This window comes from Bacillus sp. RAR_M1_44, assembly GCF_020165935.1.
Lineage (GTDB): Bacteria > Bacillota > Bacilli > Bacillales > Bacillaceae > Bacillus > Bacillus altitudinis.
Genome location: NZ_JAIUKX010000001.1, coordinates 2,499,351 through 2,514,881, shown reverse-complemented (window position 1 = coordinate 2,514,881; position 15,531 = coordinate 2,499,351). Strand labels below are relative to the sequence as shown.

18 protein-coding genes, 7 tRNA genes and 1 pseudogene are annotated in these 15,531 nt (G+C 39.1%); 9 read left to right on the top strand and 17 right to left on the bottom strand.

Features of this window, described 5'->3' with window-relative positions:
- Nucleotides 1–20 precede the first annotated feature (20 nt).
- Together LCD34_RS13130 and LCD34_RS13125 are read left to right on the top strand one after the other, a co-directional pair.
- Nucleotides 21–473, top strand: coding sequence for a MarR family winged helix-turn-helix transcriptional regulator (locus LCD34_RS13130; protein WP_007496431.1), 453 nt, complete (start codon nt 21–23; stop codon nt 471–473).
- Nucleotides 474–529: 56 nt separating this feature from the next.
- The gene (locus LCD34_RS13125) at nt 530–1,423 is read left to right on the top strand and encodes an alpha/beta fold hydrolase (protein WP_025206808.1); all 894 of its coding nucleotides are present in this window, start codon (nt 530–532) and stop codon (nt 1,421–1,423) included.
- Between the two features lie 35 nt (nt 1,424–1,458).
- On the opposite strand, the gene LCD34_RS13120 is transcribed toward LCD34_RS13125, so the two are convergent.
- From LCD34_RS13120 to LCD34_RS13090, 6 genes are all read right to left on the bottom strand, one after another.
- Nucleotides 1,459–2,607 (bottom strand): type II asparaginase, encoded by a 1,149-nt coding sequence (locus LCD34_RS13120; protein WP_025206807.1) that lies wholly within the window; start codon nt 2,605–2,607, stop codon nt 1,459–1,461.
- Nucleotides 2,608–3,325: 718 nt separating this feature from the next.
- Nucleotides 3,326–4,087: an SDR family NAD(P)-dependent oxidoreductase gene (locus tag LCD34_RS13110; RefSeq protein ID WP_017366677.1), complete on the bottom strand. Its 762-nt coding sequence runs from the start codon at nt 4,085–4,087 to the stop codon at nt 3,326–3,328.
- 104 nt (nt 4,088–4,191) lie between these two features.
- Entirely contained in the window at nt 4,192–4,572 is a 381-nt protein-coding gene (locus LCD34_RS13105) for an MmcQ/YjbR family DNA-binding protein (RefSeq protein WP_025206805.1), read from the bottom strand.
- Between the two features lie 149 nt (nt 4,573–4,721).
- The gene (locus LCD34_RS13100) at nt 4,722–5,615 is read right to left on the bottom strand and encodes an alpha/beta hydrolase (RefSeq protein ID WP_025206804.1); all 894 of its coding nucleotides are present in this window, start codon (nt 5,613–5,615) and stop codon (nt 4,722–4,724) included.
- 189 nt (nt 5,616–5,804) lie between these two features.
- Nucleotides 5,805–7,244: a DHA2 family efflux MFS transporter permease subunit gene (locus tag LCD34_RS13095; protein WP_025206803.1), complete on the bottom strand. Its 1,440-nt coding sequence runs from the start codon at nt 7,242–7,244 to the stop codon at nt 5,805–5,807.
- A gap of 79 nt (nt 7,245–7,323) precedes the next feature.
- On the bottom strand, nt 7,324–7,896 hold the full coding sequence (locus LCD34_RS13090; protein ID WP_057078413.1) for a TetR/AcrR family transcriptional regulator: 573 nt from the start codon (nt 7,894–7,896) through the stop codon (nt 7,324–7,326).
- A gap of 258 nt (nt 7,897–8,154) precedes the next feature.
- Here LCD34_RS13090 and bglS point away from each other — a divergent pair, with 258 nt between their 5' ends.
- Complete coding sequence (bglS, locus tag LCD34_RS13085; protein ID WP_039169887.1) at nt 8,155–8,886, top strand: beta-glucanase; 732 nt, start codon at nt 8,155–8,157, stop codon at nt 8,884–8,886.
- 42 nt (nt 8,887–8,928) lie between these two features.
- Here the strand turns inward: bglS and LCD34_RS13080 are convergent, their stop codons facing one another.
- Complete coding sequence (locus LCD34_RS13080) at nt 8,929–9,330, bottom strand: MerR family transcriptional regulator (protein WP_046342750.1); 402 nt, start codon at nt 9,328–9,330, stop codon at nt 8,929–8,931.
- 223 nt (nt 9,331–9,553) lie between these two features.
- Here LCD34_RS13080 and LCD34_RS13075 point away from each other — a divergent pair, with 223 nt between their 5' ends.
- Together LCD34_RS13075 and LCD34_RS13070 are read left to right on the top strand one after the other, a co-directional pair.
- Nucleotides 9,554–10,603 carry an NAD(P)-dependent alcohol dehydrogenase gene (locus LCD34_RS13075; protein WP_148780851.1) on the top strand — a complete coding sequence of 350 codons (1,050 nt, stop codon included), beginning with the start codon at nt 9,554–9,556 and terminating at the stop codon, nt 10,601–10,603.
- 250 nt (nt 10,604–10,853) lie between these two features.
- Nucleotides 10,854–11,315 (top strand): CarD family transcriptional regulator, encoded by a 462-nt coding sequence (locus tag LCD34_RS13070; RefSeq protein ID WP_113747458.1) that lies wholly within the window; start codon nt 10,854–10,856, stop codon nt 11,313–11,315.
- A 288-nt stretch (nt 11,316–11,603) separates the two neighbouring features.
- On the opposite strand, the gene cspC is transcribed toward LCD34_RS13070, so the two are convergent.
- Complete coding sequence (gene cspC, locus LCD34_RS13065; RefSeq protein ID WP_008346765.1) at nt 11,604–11,807, bottom strand: cold shock protein CspC; 204 nt, start codon at nt 11,805–11,807, stop codon at nt 11,604–11,606.
- Between the two features lie 410 nt (nt 11,808–12,217).
- Here cspC and LCD34_RS13060 point away from each other — a divergent pair, with 410 nt between their 5' ends.
- From LCD34_RS13060 to LCD34_RS13050, 3 genes and pseudogenes are all read left to right on the top strand, one after another.
- A complete protein-coding gene (locus LCD34_RS13060; RefSeq protein WP_224559269.1) occupies nt 12,218–12,775 on the top strand; it encodes a S8 family serine peptidase in 558 nt (185 codons plus the stop codon).
- Nucleotides 12,744–12,827, top strand: a pseudogene (locus tag LCD34_RS13055) (toxin C-terminal domain-containing protein); the annotation flags it as partial. The gene LCD34_RS13060 and the pseudogene LCD34_RS13055, both read left to right, overlap by 32 nt.
- A gap of 5 nt (nt 12,828–12,832) precedes the next feature.
- Complete coding sequence (locus tag LCD34_RS13050) at nt 12,833–13,354, top strand: hypothetical protein (protein ID WP_057078421.1); 522 nt, start codon at nt 12,833–12,835, stop codon at nt 13,352–13,354.
- Nucleotides 13,355–13,592: 238 nt separating this feature from the next.
- On the opposite strand, the gene LCD34_RS19655 is transcribed toward LCD34_RS13050, so the two are convergent.
- The 9 genes from LCD34_RS19655 to LCD34_RS13005 form a co-directional block, all read right to left on the bottom strand.
- Nucleotides 13,593–13,778 carry an ATP-binding protein gene (locus LCD34_RS19655; protein ID WP_057078423.1) on the bottom strand — a complete coding sequence of 62 codons (186 nt, stop codon included), beginning with the start codon at nt 13,776–13,778 and terminating at the stop codon, nt 13,593–13,595.
- A gap of 255 nt (nt 13,779–14,033) precedes the next feature.
- A tRNA-Leu gene (locus tag LCD34_RS13040) sits at nt 14,034–14,117 on the bottom strand.
- Between the two features lie 48 nt (nt 14,118–14,165).
- Nucleotides 14,166–14,248: transfer RNA gene (locus LCD34_RS13035), tRNA-Leu, on the bottom strand.
- A gap of 7 nt (nt 14,249–14,255) precedes the next feature.
- Nucleotides 14,256–14,331: transfer RNA gene (locus LCD34_RS13030), tRNA-Lys, on the bottom strand.
- A gap of 30 nt (nt 14,332–14,361) precedes the next feature.
- Nucleotides 14,362–14,436 (bottom strand) — tRNA-Gln (locus LCD34_RS13025).
- Between the two features lie 21 nt (nt 14,437–14,457).
- Nucleotides 14,458–14,529, bottom strand: a tRNA-Glu gene (locus tag LCD34_RS13020).
- A gap of 9 nt (nt 14,530–14,538) precedes the next feature.
- Nucleotides 14,539–14,629, bottom strand: a tRNA-Ser gene (locus tag LCD34_RS13015).
- 4 nt (nt 14,630–14,633) lie between these two features.
- A tRNA-Asn gene (locus LCD34_RS13010) sits at nt 14,634–14,708 on the bottom strand.
- A 117-nt stretch (nt 14,709–14,825) separates the two neighbouring features.
- Complete coding sequence (locus tag LCD34_RS13005) at nt 14,826–15,293, bottom strand: SprT family protein (protein WP_224559267.1); 468 nt, start codon at nt 15,291–15,293, stop codon at nt 14,826–14,828.
- Nucleotides 15,294–15,392: 99 nt separating this feature from the next.
- Here LCD34_RS13005 and cmpA point away from each other — a divergent pair, with 99 nt between their 5' ends.
- A complete protein-coding gene (cmpA, locus tag LCD34_RS13000) occupies nt 15,393–15,527 on the top strand; it encodes a cortex morphogenetic protein CmpA (protein ID WP_008346893.1) in 135 nt (44 codons plus the stop codon).
- Nucleotides 15,528–15,531 lie beyond the last annotated feature (4 nt).

The following is a 15,531-nucleotide window of genomic DNA, read 5'->3' as shown; positions in this document are numbered from 1 at the left end:
AATATAGGAGAAAAGAGGTGATGTCATTGGATGAGGATATCATTCATTACAGCAAAAAAATTATTGAGTACTCAAACGCACTAGGCTCTATCTATGTAGAAGAGTATCAACGATTCTTAAAAAATGAGTATGCAGATTTAACAAGCAAACAAGAACTGACACTTGAATTGCTGCGGTCGAAGACGAGAACAATCAATGAACTGGCTGATTATTTCTCCATTTCATCTAGTGCCGCTAGCCAGCTCATATCAAAGCTTGAACAGCTTGGATATGTGAAAAGAGAGATTAATCCACATAACCGTAGAGAAATCATTGTTGATTTTGCTCAAAAGGGCCATGACTATCATAAAGATATTGAAAAAATTCAGCTGCATCTTATTCAAAAATACTATGCCCAGCTTTCAAAAGAAGATCTAAAAACATTATTATCGCTTTACGAAAAAATCTATCAAATTGCGAAAGAAACGCCTTAACCCTGCGTTTCATGCATGAATATGTAAGTTAGATAAACGATGAAAGGGATGATCAAATGGACAGGATTCATTTGCAAGATGGACGTCATATTGGTTTGTCTCAATACGGTGATCTTGAAGGATTCCCAGTATTCTTTTTTCATGGGACACCTGGATCGAGAGTGATGTTTTTAGATGATGATCCAATCTCAAAAGAGCTTGGCATTCGTCTTATTTCTTTAGACAGACCTGGTTTTGGTTTATCTGATCCGCAACCGAACCGCACCATTTTAGACTGGGCAAAAGACGTACAGGAAGTGGCCGATCATCTTGACATCTCCCATTTTTCAGTGATTGGTGTCTCTGGAGGCGGTGCATTCGCTGCTGGTTGTGCCTATCAATTGCCAGACCGCATTCTTTCAGCTGCTCTCGTCTCAAGTACCACCCCATTTCAGGATGGTAAACCGCCTAAAAGTATGCTAAAGGAGAACAAGATTGCCTTTTTCCTCAGTAAAAGAATGCCTTGGCTCTTAAAGGCAAGTTATCGCGCTCAAAAAAAACTCATTGAAAAGAAACCAGAGAAATTCAAGAAACTAACGAAAAAAGGGAACAAACATTTACATCCATCGGATCGGCAATTTCTTCAAACCGATGAGCAACTGGAGCTGATGATGCGGCATTTATACGAAGCTACTCGTCAATCGGTTGATGAATGTATTCATGAACCAGATTTACTCTCACGGTCATGGGCATTCGATATGAAAGATATACAAATCCCTGTGGATGTCTGGCATGGAAAAGAGGATCAGATGGCCCCTTTTGCAGAGATAGAAAGCATTGCTCCCAACATTCCAAACGCCAAAACGCACTATATCGAGCAAGCAGGACATTTTCTGACTGATATAGATGATGTTTGGAGAGACATTTTACTCTCTTTAAAAAAACGGGCTGAAGATCAGGTACACATATAAAAAAAGACCCAATGATACGTCGGGTCTTTTTCTTTTTAATACTGCTCGTAATAGGATTGAATTTTATCTGGATCTTTTGTTTTCGTCAGAGCCAGCATGAGTAGAATGCGTGCTTTTTGTGGATTTAATGAATCCGATGAGACAAAATGATGTTCATCATCCATTTTTTCATGTGTGACAATGCCATTTCCTGCACGGCTTGACCTCACAATCACCACGTCTTTTTTCACAGCATCTGTTGCCCCATTGATCGCTTCTGTTGACATCGTTCCATTTCCTGCGGCGGCAACGACAATGCCCTTCGCTCCTTCTTTAACCGCAGCATCATACACATACTTTTGATCATTTTGATAGCCGTATAAGATATCCACTTGCGGCAGCTCTTTTAGCTTGGAAATATCGAATTCACTGTCAGCTGTATGTTTTCTTGTCGGTTCGTTATAGAAAGAGACAACTTCACCCGCCACTTCTCCAATGTACCCTTGCTCAAGAGACTTGAACGAATCGGTTGTGGTGGTATTTGTCTTCGTAATAAAACGAGCAGAGGCAATTCGGTCATTTAATGTCACCATTACACCTTTGCCTTTGGCTTCTTTTGTCGAAGCAATTTTCACTGCATGATACAGGTTAAGCGGGCCATCCGCACTAATGGCAGATGCTGGCCTCATGGAACCCACGACCACCACAGGCTTATCACTTTTTACAACCAAATGTAAAAAATAGGCCGTTTCTTCTAATGTATCTGTACCATGTGTCACCACAATGCCATCCACTTGATCATCATTTAAAAGCTGATTGACTCGTTTCGCTAATTTTAAAAGCAGAGCGTTATCCACATTTTCACTGCCGACGTTGGCTACTTGCTCACCCGTGACATTTGCAATATCCTTCAGCTGTGGTACAGAAGCAATGACTTTATCGATTCCAAGTGCACCAGATTTATAGCCAGTCGTATCTGTATTACTGTCTGAACTACCGGCAATCGTTCCGCCTGTTGCCAGCACCTTAATATTGGATAAAGATTTATTCCCTGTCTCAACAGCCGTGTTTTTTTCTTTTGTTTCACTGGTAGTGCTTTCTTGATTACTTTGATTATTCTCTTGAGTGCTATCGTTCGCACAAGCTGCGGTCACCAATAGTGAAACAGAAAGAAGGGCAGCACCAAACCATTTTGTTACGTTCATAAGATCATCTCTTTTCTTAAATGTGATGAATAATTATCTGTCTATAGGGTTTACTTTATACCATTCATTCATTCATCAGCATGAGGTGAAAGTCACAGAACCAAATAAAGGAAAAAGGACACTATTATCAAAATTTATTTATATCATAATACCTAAATTGACTTCAGAAATTGTTCTCAACCCATTTATGATAAAATATAGGAAATCTTACAAAAAAGGAGTACATACAGTGCGTTCCGTTCAACCATTTTACAAAATCCTACTCACACTATTCTTCAGTTCCATTTTACTCAGCTTGTTCGTATGTTTATATCCATCGATTCAGGGCGAGCCTGCGTTTATGCTGCTTTACACTCCCATCTTTTTTGTTTATTATTTCATCTTTGCGGTACCTTTACAGTTGTTGTTTTCTTTACAGCCCAAGGCTTTTCATCCTCTTTATTTAGCGGCTTACTTACTGATAGCAATGATTGTCATGCTTTTTGTTATGGATGGAATTGAGAGCTCAACATCCCTTCCGATCATAATTGTCAGCAGTCTCATCTACTGGACCTGCGATTCTTTCATTCATCAAAGAATGCATAAAAAAAACACCTAATGTGTAGGTGTTTTTATCTATTCTAGTATGTGTTGACAGCGCTCCACATTATCCAAGACATCTTTCGGCTCGGTGACCTGCTGATCACTAAGAGAATCTATCCTCAGTGATTGGAACTTTTTATTTCATGCTTGTGCCAGCGTGTGAAAAAATGGGGTCCTTCAATTCAAAATCAAATGTCTTCCCATCAACGATACCAACTGTTTTTGAACTGTCGTAAAGTTCAAGCAAGCACGCTGCCATTTCTTTTGATGTGTGATATTTCTTGATAGTGCCTTCATATTCGAATTGATCGACATCTAATGAACGCTTTGCAAATTCTGATTCTGTCGCAGCAGGCGCTAATACTTTTGCCTGTAATTTGGCTCCTTTTTCTTTCAATTCTAGGGCCAGACCTTCTGTAAAGGCGCTCACATAAAATTTCGTTGCTGAATAAGTGACAGCATTTCCGACGACGGTATAACCCGCTCTTGAAGAGATATTGATTAGCTGCGTCCCCTCTTTTTGCTCATAATCACGGACAAACAGAGTGGATAAAATTGTTAACGCTTCAATATTGAGATGAAGCATGTCCCCGATTTTTTTCACATCCTGCTCTCCTATTGAACCAAAATGGCCAAACCCAGCATTATTAATGAACGTATCCAGCTCATCACCAGCTAATGACTCATAGAAAGAATACACTTGCTCTCTGTCTGTTAAATCAACAGACTGGATTTTCACTTGAATATCGGGATATGTTTCTAGAATCTTTTCTTTCAGTTCTTGGAGTTTATCAAGCCGGCGTGCAGCTAAGATCAGATTTTTTCCTCTTGCTGCAAAGGCCAAAGCCGTTTCATATCCAATACCTGAACTTGCTCCTGTAATGACTGTATAGCCCATTGTATATCCCCCTATTCGTATCTTCCAGCTGTTTAAAGTATAGCGAGAGCATGTGACTCTAGTCAATTTTGAAGAGATTCAAAGAGACATGAACAACTGAACGTTCAGCTTTTAGTTTCTTTTGAATCATGTTGGAGGATAGCCTGCTGAGCTTTTTTTGTTAATTTGTGAAAAACCAGTTGATAGGAATGTTCAATTAGCTCTTCGACAAATGAAGATGGAATATCTGCATCAAGATAAATAGAATTCCAATGCGTCTTATTCATGTAATAGCCGGGAATAATTCCTTCATGCATTTCTCTTAATTCTTCAGCACGTTGCGGATCACATTTTAAAGTGATGACTGGCTTGCGATCGACGTCTCCCCCCATCATGGCAAACATCTTTCCACCTATATGATAACGATCTGCCTGCCACTCAGGTTGATAGTCGTGGGTTGCTCCTTGTAAAGAAAGACAAAATGCCTGTAGTGTCTCTTTTTTCATTCTATTAGCTCCTTTTTAGATGTCTTCTATCTTACTATTATATCGACTACTGCGATTGTTGTATCTACACTTCTTTTCAAGACGTCAGCAAGAACACAAAAAAAGCACAGAAAAAAAGTCTGTGCTTTTTACTGATATCCGAATATTTCTTATTCAAACGCCTTCTTAAGCTGATCGCTCATCAGATGCCAAGCCTCTTCAGCTATCTCTAAGTCTCCGGCATGAGTGAACGCATGAGGGACTCCTTTAAATTGTTTGTATGTGACATCTACCCCTGCTTCTTTTAACTTGTCCGCATAATGCTCAGCTTCTTCAGCTAGTGAATCCTTCTCAGCTGTGATAACAAGAGCTGGGGGCATTTGTGCTAACACTTCTCTCTCTGCAAAGACCGGAGAAACAAGCGGATTGTGCGGATCTTGACCTTGCAGGTAAAAGGCATTAAACAGTCTCGCCATTTCAACTGGAATTGCTTCTTCAAACGCTGGCTTTTGTGCTGGATCAGTAGCTAAATCAAGTGGCGGATAGTCAAGCACTTGATAGACAATCGGAAGTTTGTTCCCTTTTTGGATATCAAGCAAACAAACCGCTGTTGCCAAATTCCCACCTGCACTATGTCCACCAATGGCTAATCGATTTGGGTCTATTTGTAGTTCTTCAGGATGTTCATATAACCATTTCATCACATCGTAGCATTCATGAAGAGCGGCCGGGAAAGGGTGCTCCGGTGCCAGCTGATACTCCACATTGACGACGATACACTCCGCACGATCTGCTATGACCGGACACCAATGATTATCCATTTCAGCACTTCCAAGGATAAAACCGCCCCCATGCAAATTCACGAAAACAGGTAGGGGTTGTTTCAATGTTTTCACAGGTTTAAATACCCACACCTTTGTTTCACCAGCACCCGTTGGGATATCATATTCCATTTTGTTCACTTCAGGAGGGTGGACTGGCTTTAGTTCTGATTGACCAGCTAATGAATCTTCAGCTGGTTGACGTAATGACTCAGCCATTTTGATTTGTTCGTCTAAGTTCATGATCTCAGCTCCTATCTTATTCTTTTATCTCTATCCATTCGTTACGAATTTCGCCTTTTCCTTCAATGTCGTCAGAGAGTCGTTGCTTTTTATCTATCTCCCCATTTTCAGCTCCTTTGAAACAAACATTCCCCCTATGAATAAATAAAAAAAGCACTGCGGCGCTAAGTCCTCAGTGCTTTTCATATATTATGATACTTGTTGTTCGACTTTCACTCGTTTAATAAAGAAAGCAATTACCAAGCCAATCACTGTCATGATGACAGCAAAGATAAAGGCATGCTGGACGCCATTTGTAAAGGCGAGCAGCCGATTGACTGGATTTGCGGGATCAGCCACATTTTGCATAAAACTGCGAGTTCCTGATGAAAGGATCGAGATACCAACCGCAGTCCCAATCGCTCCTGACACTTGCTGCAATGTATTCATAATCGCTGTACCGTGCGGATATAGCTCTGGCGGCAGCTGATTCAAACCGTTTGTTTGGGCAGGCATCATGATCATCGCAATCCCAACCATTAACGTAATATGAAGCGTCACGATATAACCGATTGACGTATTCATACTTAAGTTCGTGAAGCCAAACATGGTCGCTGCAACGATGACAAGACCTGGGATGACAAGCCATTTCGGCCCAAATTTATCAAAAAGCCCACCCATGATTGGCGATAGCAGTCCATTGATAATTCCACCTGGTAATAGCATTAAACCTGCTGTAAATGTAGACAGTGCCAAGGACGTTTGCAGATATAATGGCAAAATCATCATAGCAGACAGCATCACCATCATACACACTAAGATCAGAAGTAACCCGATCACAAACATTGGATATTTAAATGGGCTTAAATTCAACATCGGTTCTTTCATGTTTAACTGTCTTAGGGAGAACACAAGAATGCCAATGACACCTACAACAATCGCCACAATCACATGCATACTGCTCCAGCCGCCGCCTTCACCGGCACTGCTAAAGCCATACACAATTCCACCGAAACCGATGGTTGATAGCACAATCGATAAAATGTCGATTTTCGGTCTTGTGGGTTCCGTAATATTTTGCATAAAAATATACCCAAATACGAGTGCAGCAACTAATAACGGAAGCGAAATCCAAAAAATCCAATGCCATGTTAACGATTTAAGAATGAGACCAGAGACCGTTGGACCAACTGCTGGGGCAAACATAATGACAAGACCGATAATCCCCATTGATCTACCTCTTTTATGAGGCGGAATGATAACCAAAATCGTATTAAACATCAATGGAAGAAGCAAGGCTGTTCCTACTGCCTGCACCACACGTGCCACCATTAAAATACTGAAGACAGGTGCAACGGCCGCAATAAATGTACCGATGATCGAAAAGACCAGTGAGGTAATGAAAAGCTGTCTTGTTGTAAACCATTGAAGAATGAGGCCTGAAATTGGAACAAGAATCCCTAGTGTTAATAAATAGCCGGTTGTAAGCCACTGAGCAGTCGTTGCTTCAATACCAAAGTCTAATGTTAAACTTCTCAGCGCCATGTTGAGTGCCGTTTCACTAAACAGTCCAATAAATCCAGCTGTGATAAATGAAATAATAATGGGCAGCGTTCGAATGTCGGAAGCTGCTGTTTGCTGTTTGTTCATATTAAGTTGGCTCCTTTTCTTTTTCAATTTTGATAAACCATAAGTAGTTAGGCTGGACAGAAATGAGCCACTTCAATGTCTAGGAAAAGACAGACAAAACCTGTCTTTCCGCAGCGAATTGTGCAATTTTTTCAATTGAGTAGCCGGATTCATGAATATAAAACATGAGTTCAGGCGTCATTGGAGAGGACATACATAATGTCGTCAACTCAATGTCTTGTATGTTCGCTTCTCCTTTTACTTTCGCTTCCTCGAGCAAATCACGAATGATTTGTTTGAGTGATTGACTGTAATGACAATCATATACTTTACTTGTCTGCTCTAAATTTCCAGAGATCGTCAGCATCCGGATCCAGTCTAAGTGATGACCAACGATGAGATGGATCTCCTCGAGAACATATTGCAAACGATCTTGAACCGGCTGATCACTGATTTTATTTAAGTAAAGATGCAAAGCAGGGATCAGCTGTTCAAATCTCTCACCAAGAATAGAGAGACACAAATCACTTTTATTTGCATAGCGGCGGTAAAGGGTTCCTTGACCAACACCAGCTGTTTTAGCAATTTTATGCATACTGACATTCTCTACACCAAACTCTTGAAACAAAGAGAAAGCGACCTCTTCAATTTCCTTTCCAATATCCTTTTCCATGATGCTTCACCTTCATCCACCTTGCTTATATCTCTATGTGTAAATCAAATTTCTTTCATTTTCATTAGGACAATTGTACCGGTATTATCTTACGGACAACTGTCCGCTTTGTCAATCATTATTTTTTACCTATCAATTTTCTTTTCATTCTATTAAAAAAACACACTGTTTATCATTATTTAGACCGATTTTCCATTTTGAGAGAATCATGTATGATCAAAAAGAAAACGCTTTCAAAAAAGAGAGGGGAATGCCTACATGTCTTACCGTGTAAAACGAATGTTGATGCTGCTTGTCACTGGATTATTCTTAAGTTTGTCCACATTTGCTGCAAGTGCCTCGGCACAAACGGGCGGGTCGTTTTATGAGCCGTTCAACAACTATAATACCGGGTTATGGCAAAAAGCCGATGGGTACTCGAACGGAAATATGTTTAACTGTACGTGGCGCGCAAACAATGTCTCCATGACGTCGTTAGGGGAAATGCGATTATCGCTCACTAGTCCTTCGTATAATAAGTTTGACTGTGGAGAAAACCGCTCCGTTCAAACATATGGCTATGGACTTTATGAAGTCAGCATGAAACCAGCCAAAAATGTTGGGATCGTGTCTTCGTTCTTTACTTATACGGGACCGACTGATGGTACGCCTTGGGATGAAATTGACATCGAATTTCTAGGAAAAGATACGACAAAGGTTCAGTTTAACTATTATACCAATGGTGTCGGAAATCATGAAAAAATCGTCAACCTTGGTTTTGATGCAGCAAACTCTTATCACACATATGCGTTCGACTGGCAGCCTAACTCGATTAAATGGTATGTGGACGGTCAATTAAAACATACGGCTACTACTCAAATCCCTCAAACACCTGGAAAGATTATGATGAACTTATGGAATGGTGCAGGTGTCGATGAATGGCTCGGCTCCTACAACGGTGTTACTCCACTTTACGCTCATTACAATTGGGTGCGTTACACAAAAAGATAACCACATCACAAAACCTGTGACAAGTCACAGGTTTTTCTTCATTTAAATAGAGTTCGTTTTTAATTGATGAACTAGTTTTTGTTCATAACTGTGGATAATATCTTCATAACTTTCAATCTTGTAATCTAACCGTTTAATCGTTTCTTCGATTTCCTTTTGTTTGTCTACAAGTCTTTCTCTCTCATTGACCAAAATACGCTTCCTTGAGGACAATGTACGATCCTCTCCCTCGATAAATAAAGCCGTATATTCTCTAAGAGCATCAATTGACAGACCCGCATTTCTCATACATTTAATAAATTCTATCCACTGAATATCTTCTTCTGTATAATCACGAACACCATTTTCATCACGCCTGATCGGTCTAATTAAACCTATATTCTCATAATACCTGAGCGTAGCAGTAGATAAATCGAGCTGCTTGGCGGCTTGTGCTATTTTCATTGTTTTCACCCTTCTCTTCTTTCTCTTACTTGACGATCTCCCTTTTCCCATCATCTCCATTTTTATCGAGAAGACAAGATACTTTTGGCTCAAATCTTGATTCAAGGTTGATGCTAAAGCCTGAATTGAGGCGATCACAGGGTTCTATGTTGACTTAAAGTTCACTTTAAGACGTACAGTATAGAGGAAGGACCGAATCTTACTTTTGAAAGGATGATCCAGAATGTGTCAGACGCACCAATCAAATGTTTTAAGTGTTTCCCATGCAAAAGCAAACTTTGAACGGACAACCATTGAACGAAGAGCACTTCGTCCACATGATATTTTAATTGATATTCAGTTTAGCGGGATCTGTCATTCAGATATCCACAGTGCCTTTGATGAATGGGGCGGCGGTATTTTCCCAATGGTTCCGGGTCATGAGATTACTGGAGTTGTTTCAGCTGTTGGGGATGCTGTCACGAAATTCAACATTGGTGATCGTGTAGGCGTCGGTTGTTTTGTCGATTCTTGCGGTACATGTGAATATTGCCAAAATGGAGATGAACAATATTGCAAGAAAGGAGTCGTTCAAACTTATAATAACCTGGATTATGATGGAGAACCAACTTACGGCGGCTACAGTCAGAAAATTGTTGTGACAGAACGATTTGTTGTCAATATTCCTGACCAGCTCTCCCTTGATGTCGCCAGCCCTCTTCTCTGTGCCGGTATCACAACGTATTCTCCGTTAAAACACTGGAAGGCTGGGCCTGGCAAAAAAGTGGCGATTGTCGGAATGGGCGGTCTAGGTCATGTTGCCATTCAATTTGCACGCGCACTTGGCGCAGAAGTGACTGTATTAAGCCGCTCTATGAATAAAAAAGAAGAGGCGCTGTCATTTGGTGCAAAAGACTATTTTGCTACAAGTGACCCTGATACGTTTAAGACACTAGCCGGTCAATATGATCTCATTCTCAATACCGTCTCTGCCAATATCAACGTGGATGCCTATTTGTCCTTACTTCGTGTTGACGGAACATTAGTGAACGTCGGTGCACCACCAAAGCCAGACAACTTCCATGTGTTTTCATTAATTACGGGACGTCGCAGCATCGCCGGCTCACTCGTTGGCGGCATCCAAGAAACACAAGAAATGCTCGATTTCGCAGCTGCCCACAAGATCGCACCACAAATTGAAGTGATCAACGCAAATCAAGTCGATGAAGCATATGAACGTGTGCTCAAAAGTGATGTGCGTTATCGGTTTGTGATTGATATTTCGACATTATGATCGGATTCTATTTGGAAAGACCAGCTCAATGTCTGGTCTTTTTTTAATGATGGATATTCTGTTTTTCTTGTAGCAAGGATTCTTGAGGATATGATCAAAAACCATCCGAAATTCACATGAAAAAATCTCTCTTTTTCAGAACAAAATTTATTGACAAAAAATAAATAAACATGTTATTATTAAAAATTTGATTATTTTACCTCTAAGTGTGGTACCCTTAAAGTAGATACATGATATGGAGGCGGATGATATGTTTCAAATTGGTGATAACATTGTTTATCCAATGCACGGAGCAGGTATAATTGAAGCCATAGAAGAAAAAGAATTCTCTGATGAAAAACAACAGTATTATGTGATTAAAATGTCAATCAGTCATATGAAAGTGATGATTCCAACACGAAAAATGTCAAGTTCACGTATTAGACCTGTTACAGATATACTGGCATTAAACAATGTGATGCACATTTTCCAGCATGGCGAATCAGCTCAATTACTGACATGGAAAGAACGCCATACAATTAATACAAACAAAATAAAAACGGGTGACATCCAAGATGGTGCTGAAGTTGTGCGTGATCTGATGCGGATGAAGAAAGAGAAAGCACTAAATGCAAGTGAAAAGAAAATGCTAGATGAGGCTCATGAATTTTTGTTAAGTGAATTAGAAGTTATCGAAGGGATTACAGAAAAACAAATTAAAAGTTTCTGTTAAGAACTATGCCGCTCTTTACGGTATCCCTCACCATTTTTGAATACATGTTCTCTAGAACGATCCATCCTTCAATTTTATTAAAGAAAAAAAGAATTTATTTAGGCAAATTCCGCATATTGTAAATCCAATATGCTATACTGTTGATAAACCTTTGAAGCATGAATTTTTTTACGATTACCTTGTAACATCTCCCTACTTGTACGTTGAGTAGGGTTTTTTATTGCAGAAATAAATGAAAGCACAAAAAAACAGGCTCTCTACAGAGAACCCGTTTTGATAGAATGAAGATTAAGCAATTTTTTGAACGTTAGCAGCTTGAGCTCCACGAGAACCTTGCTCTACGTCAAATGATACTTTTTGACCTTCGTCTAAAGATTTGAATCCGTCACCTTGGATAGCTGAGAAATGTACGAATACATCGTCGCCTTCTTCACGTTCGATAAATCCAAAACCTTTTTCTGCGTTAAACCATTTTACTGTACCTTGTTCCATGTTTGTTGCCTCCTAGTGCGTTACCACACAATGTATTATACTATCCTTGCCCAAAGTATCCTCAAGACGAAAAGTCTTTCTTCATGCTATCCTTTACGCCGAACAAAAATAATTATTCTTATTGTAACACGAAGCGGAAATTATTGCAATTTTTTAATATGTTAACTCGAAATTCATTACACAAAACGTTTATTTCAATTATATAAAAATCAGACTTCCTATTAGTTTTAAAAATATTTAAGTATATTAAAGAACGATAACATAAATATCAATAATAAATATTTAACAAAGTTGAATTTAAACATTATATTATTTGTTATATAGTGTTTTTTTACCCATATTTTATTAAAAATCACATTATTTATATATACAATAGAAAATCATGTATTTTTAATTTGGAGTGATAGTTGGTGATAAAAAAATATATATTGATCTGTTTATGTCTTTTATACATTGTAGGTTGTGAAAAACATGAGACCACGAAATTTAAATTATCAAAAGAACATCGTGATAATAATTGGGCAATTTGTATTATTTTACCTAATAAGAAAATAGAAATAACAAAAACCCAACCAGTAAAAATTACAGTACTGGATAGTGGAATTGAACAAAACATACCCCAAATAAAAAAACATATTAAAAATACATACAATGCAATTGATCGCACTTCAGAAACTAAGCCATTTTTTCCACATGGAACAATGATTGCAAGCATACTTACTAATACTCAAATTAAAAATACAAAAATAGGAATTACCGAGAATATCAATTTATATGATGTTCAAGTTTTGGATGAACACGGAAAAGGCGATCCTTCTGATACTATAGAAGGCATAGAATGGAGTATTAAACAGGGTGTAGATATAATTAATTTAAGCTTTGGTTTTGCTAAAGATGATTCGCGTTTAAAAGCTGCTATTGAAAAAGCACATTTAAGGCGCTTCAACAGTAAAGAATTTAGCAAGTAAAAAGACTAGATCAGGGACTTATGATGCTGAATTAAGAAGAATAGGAGATTAAATATCATGGATAAAACCAAAAAATTCCACATAAATTTTACAAAAAATATGGAAATTCCTTTTTTTCAAGTTTCACCCCAATTAAGAGTTCGATTTGGAGTTGAACTTTTTGACAATGGGAAACTTAGTTTACTAAAAGATATATTATCCGAGACACTGGATCATCCACAAGAAATTAATGTTACCTTTATTTCGGGTTATATTAAAAATGATCGCAGGTATCGAGAAAAAACAAATATAGGCAAGTATATAAAGATCAAAAATTGGTCTGAAACCATTACTTATCACGATGAAATAGATGCTAATGTCATATTTACAACTATTAAAAACATTCGTTTTGAGGAAGTGTATCAATATATTAAAAGTGTTGTGAAAGGAATGCGTTCATCTTATATTGTTATTTATAATGAGAACTATCTTGTCTATATTAGCGAAGATGTGATCGACTTTATCTCTTATGACCAAAATCTAATACAAAATTTAAAAAACCACTATCAAGGATTGTATGACACATATTATGAAAAGTAAAATTAAACAATGCTCTTTATATTAAGCTTCTGATACAAAAATGCAAAGAAGCCATCGATAAGAAGAAACCAAGGATTCATAAACCTTTGGTTTCTTTAAATATGGTTGAGAAGAATTTAACATCTCTAGGTTATTCATCCACTCACTAGACCTTCAACCTAGAAATTATGTATTGTACCAATCCTCCCAAAAGTTGATTTTATACAAATAAAAAAGCCGCTCAATTATGAACGAAATTTTAAAAATACATCTCTTCAACATAGGCCACTTCACTTTTATTGGTCTCGAAAGTCCCCATCCACTCTTCAAACAGGCATTCAATTAAGATTTTAGAGGTACGCCCGTAAATATCTTTAATCAGGCATTGGCTTTGAAACATTGATCCAAGCATCTTTTGATCTTCTTCACTTGGTTCAAGATTCATCTATTTCAAGCATCTTCCCTTTCACCCGGTTCGTCAAATGTAAAAACGACACCAAAGTTTCCTTTCTCATCATCATGTAAAGCATCCATTATTGATTGTGAGATGGAGAACTTAGCATTAATGTAAAAATGCACCTAATACGCCCTCATTCATTTGATACTCTATTTTTTGCTTTTGGTGAAGCTTGAGCTATCCTGCCAGCTACATTTAGATAATACAAAAAAACCAAAGGTCTACAACCTTTGGTTTCTTAGATGCGGCCGAGAGGACTTGAACCTCCACGGGTTATTCACCCACTAGGCCCTCAACCTAGCGCGTCTGCCATTCCGCCACGACCGCGTGTTTGATGTGCTCATATATTCATAAGTGCACTGTTTGAAAAAACAATGCGGGTGAAGGGACTTGAACCCCCACGTCATAAAGACACTAGATCCTAAGTCTAGCGCGTCTGCCAATTCCGCCACACCCGCGTGACAATGGTGAGCCATGAAGGACTCGAACCTTCGACCCTCTGATTAAAAGTCAGATGCTCTACCAACTGAGCTAATGGCTCATCTGCTATGCAGAAAAACATATAAAAAAATGGCTGGGCTAGCTGGATTCGAACCAACGCATGACGGAGTCAAAGTCCGTTGCCTTACCGCTTGGCTATAGCCCAACGAATCAAAATAACAAAACATGACCCGTACGGGATTCGAACCCGTGTTACCGCCGTGAAAGGGCGGTGTCTTAACCGCTTGACCAACGGGCCATATCATAATGGCGGAGAAGGAGGGATTTGAACCCTCGCGCCGCTTGCGCGACCTACACCCTTAGCAGGGGCGCCTCTTCAGCCACTTGAGTACTTCTCCATTATGGCTCCGCAGGTAGGACTCGAACCTACGACCGATCGGTTAACAGCCGATAGCTCTACCACTGAGCTACTGCGGAATAATAAGACATGTTTCATTATATCTATGCCAGAAAAATGTGTCAAGAATTTTTAAACGTTTCATTCCTGCTCCATTTGCGACGGCTTTTATAATTTAACATATACTAATATAACAGTCAAGCCTTTTCCCCTTCCTTTTTTAACTTCCCGTGACAAATCCCGCAGACATATCGCGTGGTGTCAAACCGGCGCTTCCTCGTATAACGTCTTCCGCATCCTGTGCACACATAATAATGAAGCGTCACCGCTCTTTTTTTCTTTTGAACGGTCTTCAGCGGGGTACAAAAGCGCGGGGCTCCTACTTGCTGCAAGAGTTCACAAAAATCCCTGTCCCGATGCTGATAGCCCTTTCCTTCAAGGTGCAGGTGATAATGACATAGTTCATGCTTAATGATACCGATCAATTCGTCTCTGCCATGCTCCTCAAGATATCGGCGATTTAGCTCAATATGGTGTGTTGTAAGTAAATATCTCCCGCCTGTCGTTTTTAAACGGGGGTTGAAAACAGCCTGATGGCGAAATGCCTTACCAAAGAAATGCTCTGAAATGTCTTCTGTTAACTGCTGTAACTCTCTTTCGTTCAATCAAGATCGTTCCTTTCTATAAAAACCTCGAACGGGACAATTTCCCCTTTGCATACATTGAAGGTACACCCACTGTTTTGATCAAAGGAGGAATGGGCGATGCCCAACTGGCTGAAAAATCAGATGCAGAAAGCATTTTATGAGAAAAATCATTATCAAATCAAATTGCTCAATCAATGCTGGTACTTCTATAGAAAAAAGCATTCAGTCACATCAAGGCACACCCCATCCTAAGGTG

What these genes read in the sequence shown, in the direction of transcription:
- LCD34_RS13050 (WP_057078421.1), top strand. Translation starts at nt 12,833, where the DNA reads ATGGATAAAACCAAAAAATTCCACATAAATTTTACAAAAAATATGGAA.
- LCD34_RS13120 (WP_025206807.1), bottom strand. Translation starts at nt 2,607, where the DNA reads ATGAACGTAACAAAATGGTTTGGTGCTGCCCTTCTTTCTGTTTCACTA.
- LCD34_RS13090 (WP_057078413.1), bottom strand. Translation starts at nt 7,896, where the DNA reads ATGGAAAAGGATATTGGAAAGGAAATTGAAGAGGTCGCTTTCTCTTTG.
- LCD34_RS13105 (WP_025206805.1), bottom strand. Translation starts at nt 4,572, where the DNA reads ATGAAAAAAGAGACACTACAGGCATTTTGTCTTTCTTTACAAGGAGCA.
- LCD34_RS13125 (WP_025206808.1), top strand. Translation starts at nt 530, where the DNA reads ATGGACAGGATTCATTTGCAAGATGGACGTCATATTGGTTTGTCTCAA.
- LCD34_RS13095 (WP_025206803.1), bottom strand. Translation starts at nt 7,244, where the DNA reads ATGAACAAACAGCAAACAGCAGCTTCCGACATTCGAACGCTGCCCATT.
- LCD34_RS13100 (WP_025206804.1), bottom strand. Translation starts at nt 5,615, where the DNA reads ATGAACTTAGACGAACAAATCAAAATGGCTGAGTCATTACGTCAACCA.
- cspC (WP_008346765.1), bottom strand. Translation starts at nt 11,807, where the DNA reads ATGGAACAAGGTACAGTAAAATGGTTTAACGCAGAAAAAGGTTTTGGA.
- bglS (WP_039169887.1), top strand. Translation starts at nt 8,155, where the DNA reads ATGTCTTACCGTGTAAAACGAATGTTGATGCTGCTTGTCACTGGATTA.
- LCD34_RS13130 (WP_007496431.1), top strand. Translation starts at nt 21, where the DNA reads ATGTCATTGGATGAGGATATCATTCATTACAGCAAAAAAATTATTGAG.
- LCD34_RS19655 (WP_057078423.1), bottom strand. Translation starts at nt 13,778, where the DNA reads ATGAATCTTGAACCAAGTGAAGAAGATCAAAAGATGCTTGGATCAATG.
- cmpA (WP_008346893.1), top strand. Translation starts at nt 15,393, where the DNA reads ATGCCCAACTGGCTGAAAAATCAGATGCAGAAAGCATTTTATGAGAAA.
- LCD34_RS13075 (WP_148780851.1), top strand. Translation starts at nt 9,554, where the DNA reads ATGTGTCAGACGCACCAATCAAATGTTTTAAGTGTTTCCCATGCAAAA.
- LCD34_RS13110 (WP_017366677.1), bottom strand. Translation starts at nt 4,087, where the DNA reads ATGGGCTATACAGTCATTACAGGAGCAAGTTCAGGTATTGGATATGAA.
- LCD34_RS13080 (WP_046342750.1), bottom strand. Translation starts at nt 9,330, where the DNA reads ATGAAAATAGCACAAGCCGCCAAGCAGCTCGATTTATCTACTGCTACG.
- LCD34_RS13070 (WP_113747458.1), top strand. Translation starts at nt 10,854, where the DNA reads ATGTTTCAAATTGGTGATAACATTGTTTATCCAATGCACGGAGCAGGT.